The organism is Zarconia navalis LEGE 11467, assembly GCF_015207075.1.
GTDB classification, from domain to species: Bacteria; Cyanobacteriota; Cyanobacteriia; order Cyanobacteriales; family Geitlerinemataceae; genus Zarconia; species Zarconia navalis.
Genome location: NZ_JADEXN010000291.1, coordinates 1 through 6,777, shown reverse-complemented (window position 1 = coordinate 6,777; position 6,777 = coordinate 1). Strand labels below are relative to the sequence as shown.

At 49.1% G+C, this 6,777-nt stretch carries 7 protein-coding genes; 6 read left to right on the top strand and 1 reads right to left on the bottom strand.

The features are described from left to right. The 6 genes from IQ235_RS14975 to IQ235_RS14950 all read left to right on the top strand — a co-directional run. Positions 1-1,430 (top strand): cache domain-containing sensor histidine kinase (locus IQ235_RS14975; RefSeq protein WP_264322247.1); only part of this gene is annotated, 1,430 nt, incomplete at its 5' end. Between the two features lie 206 nt (positions 1,431-1,636). Further along, positions 1,637-1,864 carry an NAD(P)H-quinone oxidoreductase subunit L gene (gene ndhL, locus IQ235_RS14970; protein ID WP_264322246.1) on the top strand — a complete coding sequence of 76 codons (228 nt, stop codon included), beginning with the start codon at positions 1,637-1,639 and terminating at the stop codon, positions 1,862-1,864. 72 nt (positions 1,865-1,936) lie between these two features. After that, entirely contained in the window at positions 1,937-2,269 is a 333-nt protein-coding gene (locus IQ235_RS14965; protein WP_264322245.1) for a DUF3007 family protein, read from the top strand. Between the two features lie 5 nt (positions 2,270-2,274). Next, positions 2,275-3,081 (top strand): tryptophan synthase subunit alpha, encoded by an 807-nt coding sequence (gene trpA / locus IQ235_RS14960; protein WP_264322248.1) that lies wholly within the window; start codon positions 2,275-2,277, stop codon positions 3,079-3,081. Between the two features lie 13 nt (positions 3,082-3,094). Continuing rightward, positions 3,095-3,316, top strand: a complete 222-nt coding sequence (locus IQ235_RS14955) for a hypothetical protein (RefSeq protein WP_264322244.1) — start codon at positions 3,095-3,097, stop codon at positions 3,314-3,316. A 23-nt stretch (positions 3,317-3,339) separates the two neighbouring features. Next, complete coding sequence (locus tag IQ235_RS14950; RefSeq protein WP_264322243.1) at positions 3,340-4,626, top strand: pentapeptide repeat-containing protein; 1,287 nt, start codon at positions 3,340-3,342, stop codon at positions 4,624-4,626. Between the two features lie 612 nt (positions 4,627-5,238). Here the strand turns inward: IQ235_RS14950 and IQ235_RS14945 are convergent. After that, a partial coding sequence (locus tag IQ235_RS14945; RefSeq protein ID WP_264322242.1) for a GAF domain-containing sensor histidine kinase occupies positions 5,239-6,777 on the bottom strand: 1,539 nt, incomplete at its 5' end.

The following is a 6,777-nucleotide window of genomic DNA, read 5'->3' as shown; positions in this document are numbered from 1 at the left end:
GTGCCCCCGTTTACTCCGAAAACGCTCGAGAAGGTCTCAAATCCCTACGCTACGCCTTAAGTTTTAAAACCCAGCTTTCCCAACCCGAAGCCGTTAATAAACCTCGATCTCTGGCCGGGTATACCGTCTTAATTGACCAAACTGGAACGATTTTAGAGCATCCTTTTGCCGATCGCGTGGGGAGCAATATTTCCCAAGAGGAAGATGCAGGACGATTGCAGCGTTTAATTGATAATGCCAGAGACGGACACCAAAATTTTCTGCATCTATTTTACTTCGATGACAATCGCGAAGAACTTCTCGCCGGATATACGGCGATTTCTTCCCCCGTCACCCAAAGTGAAGACCGCAAGTGGATCGTTTTGGCCGTCACTCGCCTCGATAGTGCTTTAGCCGCACGGGGCGACATCAGGCAGGTGATATTTATCCTCGTGCTGGGGTTGTTTGCGACCAATCTGTTGGCAACCCTGTATATCGGTCGTGCAGCGGCCCGTCAGGTGGAACAATTGGGGGAATATGCTTTGAACGTCCAATGTAGTTCGACACCCCAGGCGATTCCATCCAACTTTGCCATTCGAGAATTCAATCAACTCTCCGGGGCACTCAATACCATGGTCGAACGGCTCAAAGCTTGGGCGGAAGAATTAGAGTCGGCTTGGCAGGAAGCCAAAACAGCCAATAAGCTCAAAAGTGAGTTTCTGACCACGATTTCCCACGAACTGCGAACGCCTCTCAACGGCATTCTCGGATCGATCCGATTGGTAAAAGATGACTATTGCGACGATCGCGATGAGGAATTGGAATTACTTCAGTTGGCTGACGGTTCCGCCATGCACCTACTGGGAATTATCAATGACATTCTCGATATTTCAAAGATCGAAGCCGGTCAGGTGCCCGTTACCATCCAATCAGTAGACCTTCAAAAAGTTCTCCAACAAACCATTGCCTTGAAGCGCCCGGAGATCGAAGCCAAAGGACTTGTCTTAGAGATCGTACTGATGGAAAACCCCGTCATGGTACAAGCGGATGCCGCCAAACTCACTCACGTTCTGGGAAATGCGATCGATAATGCCCTCAAATTTACCGATGCGGGCAAGATTTCTATTTCCACTCGTATCGAATCCGTTTCTGGGGGGGATTCGGAAACCCCCGATTACCGATCGAATGCGATCGTCTGCATTCAAGATACGGGCATTGGCATCGATCCCCAATACCACCACAAACTATTTAAACCCTTCGTGATGCTCGATGGTTCCACAACCCGAAAATCCGGCGGAACGGGTTTGGGACTGGCAATTTCGCGTAACTTGATGGAGTTGATGGGTGGGACGATCTCCTTGCACAGCGATGGAATCGACCTGGGAACGACCGTCGAATTGAGTCTGCCCGTCTCGACCCAAAGTCAACGATTGTTTGGGAAAATGGACTGAGACCCTGGCACTGCCAGTGTTTTGCAATTGCTCTGAGACGATCGACTGAAGAGACTTTACTCTTGGCAACCTTAACTTTCTTTAATACTCTCGAACTCATAGAGTCGGATAGGAATTCTCGCACCCCCCTCAAACTCTCCTCTGTAAGGTAAAATTCGATCGGAGATCGATTGAGAAAATATCCCCGTTCGTTATTTTGCCCGCCCATGACTCAAACAACTCTGGTTACTCTAGTCTTGTATCTTTCCTTAATCGGAACATACCTAGTGGTGTTGCCCTTGGGACTGTATTTCTACATGAAAAATCGGTGGTACGTCGCCAGTTCCATCGAGCGACTCATCATGTATTTTTTCGTGTTTTTGTGTTTCCCCGGTCTCTTGTTGCTCTCTCCATTTCTCAATTTTCGACCGCAACCCCGTCAACTGGAGGGGTAGTCTTTTTGGCTCCACACTGCCGCGATCTCGCGCAATGGCGGTCGTGCAAGTGTGACGCTCGGACGTGAAATTATGCGAAGGATCGATGTCATTGGAATTGGCTTTGGGATATTTCTCCTTGGGGGCTTACTATACGCAATCTTGCAAGCGATCGGGTTGGATCGTCTCGATGCGGGGATCTGGAGCCAGGTCATCTTAGTTACGGTGTTGGTGGGTTGGCTGCTGAGCTATATGTTTCGGTTCGCTACCGGCGGTATGACTTACAACCAACAACTGCGAGATTATGAGGATGCCGTGTTGCGCAAGCGCCTCGACGAAATGACTCCAGAGGAACTCGAACGACTCCAAGCGCAAATTGAAGCCGAAGAACGCGCGTCGGCACGATCGAATCCAGAACGAGAATAACGATGGTGGTATCCGTTTCAGATTGTTTTGAGTCTTTGCGCCGTCAGGGTCGGTGCGCTTTAATTCCCTTTATTACGGCCGGAGATCCGGATTTAGAGACAACAGCCGATGCCTTGCAGGTTCTCGATCGCAGTGGGGCAGATATCATTGAGCTGGGAGTCCCCTACTCCGATCCCCTCGCCGACGGACCGGTGATTCAAGCGGCAGCGACTCGCGCTCTAGAACGAGGTGTAAAACTAGATGACGTACTCGGGGTTGTTGCCAAAATCAGCCCGAGTTTGAAATCGCCCATTATTCTCTTTACCTACTACAACCCCATCTTAAATCGGGGAATCGAAACCTTTTTGCAACAAATTTCCACAGCGGGCGTTCGAGGGTTAGTGGTGCCGGATTTGCCCCTAGAAGAAGCACGAGCGTTGATGGATTTGAGTCGGCAATACGGAATTGAGGTGGTGCTGTTGGTTGCCCCCACCAGCCCCGAAGACCGAATTCGGACCATCGCCGATCGCTCCCAAGGCTTTATTTACCTCGTCAGCGTCACTGGAGTTACCGGAGTGCGATCGCAAATTCAGACGCGGGTTAAAGATTTGCTCGTCCAATTGCGCCAAGTGACCGATAAACCCATTGGGGTCGGATTTGGAATTTCGGGTCCCGAACAAGCCCGCCAAATTCAACAATGGGGTGCAGATGCGGCGATCGTTGGGAGTGCGTTCGTCAAACGGTTAGCCGTCCCTGACAAGACCGCCGGATTAAAGGCAATCGAACAGCTTTGTCAAAGTTTGAGCGATGCGGTAAAAGCACCAGCCCGTTAACCTTGGCGATCTTTTGGGCGAACCGATATTGGTTCGCCATATTCACCTCCTCACTCTACCCGCTCTGGTTGAGACTTCCAGAGCATCTCATAAAATGGCAGTCGCCTCTAGATTACTCATTTCTCAATTAGAAGTTAGCTCCAACCGCCCGATGGCGATCGTCATCGGGGAAAGGGGCAAAACAAGCGGCGATGGTTCACCAGAGATCGGGTCTCGTGCCAGGAATATCGGATGATTGTAGTTCCCCCCTCAATTCCAATGGATCCTGACGAACTTCTCGCCCGCTCTGCTGACGAGCTTTTGGCTCGATCGGCCGTCACTTCTTTGCTCGAACGATATGAGGCTGGAGAGCGAGAATTTGGTGCGATCGACTTGAGCGAAGTGCATCTGAGTAATGTCGATCTGTGCGGAATCGATTTAGGGGATGCAGATCTCAGTCATGCCAAACTCTATGGGGTCAATCTGAGTCATTCTAATCTCAGCAACGCCAACCTCAATGGTGCCCAACTCTATGGCGTGAATCTCTACGGGGTCAATCTGGGCAACGCCGATCTGCAAGGGGTCGATTTAAGCGATGTCAATCTCAGTTATACCAACCTGAGCGAGGCGGATTTTGCACAGGCTTACCTGGGTGCGGTGAATTTGAGCGGTTCCGACCTCTCCTGCGCGAATTTCAGCCATGCGAATCTCACTCAGGCGAATTTGAGCGAAGCCGATCTCTCCTGCGCGAATTTCAGCGACGCGAACTTAAATCGAGCCAATTTGACCTGTGTCACTCAAGAGTTTAATGAGGTGACCCTCGATGCCCCTCGACAGTCGATCGACTTTACCGGAGCCAATCTCACCTGTGCAAATCTCACCCAAGCCGATCTGAGTCATGCAGATTTTCGCGGGGCCGATCTACAAAATGCGATTCTGGTGGGCACGAAATTAATGAATGCCTTTTTAGAAAGGACCAATCTCTCGGGTACGAGCCTCGATCGCCGTCAGAAGATTATCGAAATTCAGAACTCTCAAGAGTGCGCGGCCCAAACTCCCATCCAAAATCGGTCGTTGATCCAACAGATTGCCATTCTGCAATCGGAACTTAAACGTCAGGAGATACCTGCTGAAGAAATCCAAATGGATGGCTCGAACGCGATCGCCCCATCAGATGGCAACGGTAATCGTTGGGCTTGGGAGCAATTGCAATTGAGCTCGATCGCCCAGGTAGAAATTGCCAAAGCGCTCGATCGAGCCAATCTTCTCTTTTTTGGCAACAGCATCGCGCGCCTCGATCTCGGTGGCGTGCGAGGGAGCGAAACTGAATTGGGCTTTTTGGTATTTAACCGAGTTTCAGTCGTACCAACTTTTGTGAGATGGGGGATTTTAGCCGTCGATTCTCCCTTGGACAAACATGAAGATCGAGAGAGCGTCGAGCCAAATCGAGATATTTATTTCGAGCGGGGAGGAGTTCGGATTTATCGATTTCCTTACCTTCAATGTTTACAAACGCCCGATCGGGTGGTTCAAAAATTTATCGAACTGCTAGCACTTGGAAAATAAACTCAAGTTTGGATGACGACTAATATAGCAGCAAGCATTCAGCTCTCATGCCGTATGCCATCGGCTAAACCAAGCGATCGATCTCTTGGAGCTTTTTAAGATGTCCTAATACATTTGCGTCGCGATATCTAAAAAAACAACAGGTGTTACTAAATATTGCATTTACAAATTGAATGTGAAACTCGACTCTCATTTTTATGACTTTGAAATGATATGTCTAACCCTTTCTAAATTTTGCCTGTTACCTGTTGCTTGTTGCATTTTTACTCAACCCAGTCTCACGTCTCCTATAGAAACGCTAGATAATGTTTCTCGTCTCACTTGCCAATCTACGCTCGGGAAAAAGAATGCACCGTCCAAAGCAGTTCATCCAATCGGGGGAAGTCAGATCGGATTTGGTTGTTTATGCTAACTCTAAAAGCACGAAAGAAAGGGTTATGTCACAATTGTTACAGACCAGAATTACAAACTATTTGGTCGCACAAGCCCAGCATGGAGATCTGTGGGCGATAGATATTCTCCGTCAATGGGAGCGAGAAGTAGAGCAAAATATCCAATTTGAAACAGGATTGCTCGGTAAAACCCAAAACCTGCAACTTACATCCGATCGTCTCAATCGATCCGCCGACTCGGAATTTCAATCCGAAATGTCGTTCCCAACTCCGGTTTTGAGATACAGCTAAAATGCCCTCCGTGCTTGTCTACGACGATCTGATAACTAATCGATAAACCCAACCCCGTTCCTTTGCCAACAGGCTTTGTCGTAAAAAAGGGATCGAATATTTTCTTCTGCACGGATTCGGGAATTCCCATCCCATTATCCGCAAGCTCGATAATCGCAACCGGCGTTTTCGAGTCGGGTTTGGCTTCAACAAAAGTTCGTAGGAGAATTCGACTGATATCGGGGCTAGCTGCCGACTTCTGGCATTGCTCGATCGCATCGATGGCATTGCTTAGAATATTCATAAACACTTGATTGAGCTGTCCGGCATAGCATTCCACCAAAGGTAAGTTACCGTATTCCTTCACCACTTCAATTTCCGGGCAATCGGATTTGGCTTTGAGCCGATGTTGCAAAATCAATAAAGTGCTATCGAGTCCTTCGTGCAGATCGACTTCCTTGAAGTCTGCCTGGTCGAGACGAGAAAAACTCAGCAAAGATAGAACGATCTGGCGAATCCGATCGACCCCAACCTTCATCGAAGCGAGCATCTTTGGCAAATCTTGCGCCAGATATTCCGGTTCCACTTCTTCGATTCGTTCTTCGATATCCGGATGAATTTCAGTGTAGTGCTGCTGGTACAACTCTAACAGGCTCAGTAAATCGGTGGTGTATTCGCGCGTGTGCACCAAGTTACCGTAAATGAAATTCACGGGATTGTTAATTTCGTGAGCCACCCCAGCCACCAATTGCCCCAAACTGGACATTTTTTCGTTTTGAATCAATTGTGTTTGGGTTTGTCGCAACTCTTCTAGAGCCTCAGAGAGTTGCTCTGCCTGCTTTCGGGTTCGGTCGAGTAATTTGGACTGTTCGAGGGCAACGCTCACTTGAGCGGCAATTTGGGTCGCAAACTGGATTTCCGACTCTTCCCAATTCCGGGGTCCAGAGCACTGATGAATGCAGAGCAATCCCCACAACTGTTCCCCTTTGAGAATCGGGGCAATCATATTGGCTTGAATGCCAAATCGAGTCAAAATCTTAACGTAGCAAGGTTTTAATCCGGCATTGCGAACATCGGCTATGGCACTCACTCGACCTTGAGAGTATTTCGTCGCGTAGTTGTCACCGAAACAGCGATCGCGAACCTTTGCGCCCAGTACTGTGGGAAACTCCGGGCTGACATCTTCGGCGACAAATTCACCTTCATTAAACTCAGAGTTGGGATCGAAGCGATAGATCCCCACGCGATCGGTATTTAAAGCTCGACGGACTTCCCGAGACATGGTCGTGAAGATAGTGTTGAGGTCGAGGGATTCGCGGATCTTGGCGACGACGTCAAACAATACTTGCTGTTGTTCTGCGGCCTGTTGCAAGCTCGCGGCTTGCTGTTGAGTTCGCTTTAGTAAGTTGGTTTGCTGGAGTGCGACCCCCATCTGAACGGCGCTCTGTTCGAGAAACTGAATCTCCGAATCGTGCCAATACCGAGAACG

Bases quoted from the DNA above. Each gene is read 5' to 3' on its own strand.
- ndhL (WP_264322246.1), top strand. From the start codon at position 1,637: ATGACTCAAACAACTCTGGTTACTCTAGTCTTGTATCTTTCCTTAATC.
- IQ235_RS14965 (WP_264322245.1), top strand. From the start codon at position 1,937: ATGCGAAGGATCGATGTCATTGGAATTGGCTTTGGGATATTTCTCCTT.
- IQ235_RS14950 (WP_264322243.1), top strand. From the start codon at position 3,340: ATGGATCCTGACGAACTTCTCGCCCGCTCTGCTGACGAGCTTTTGGCT.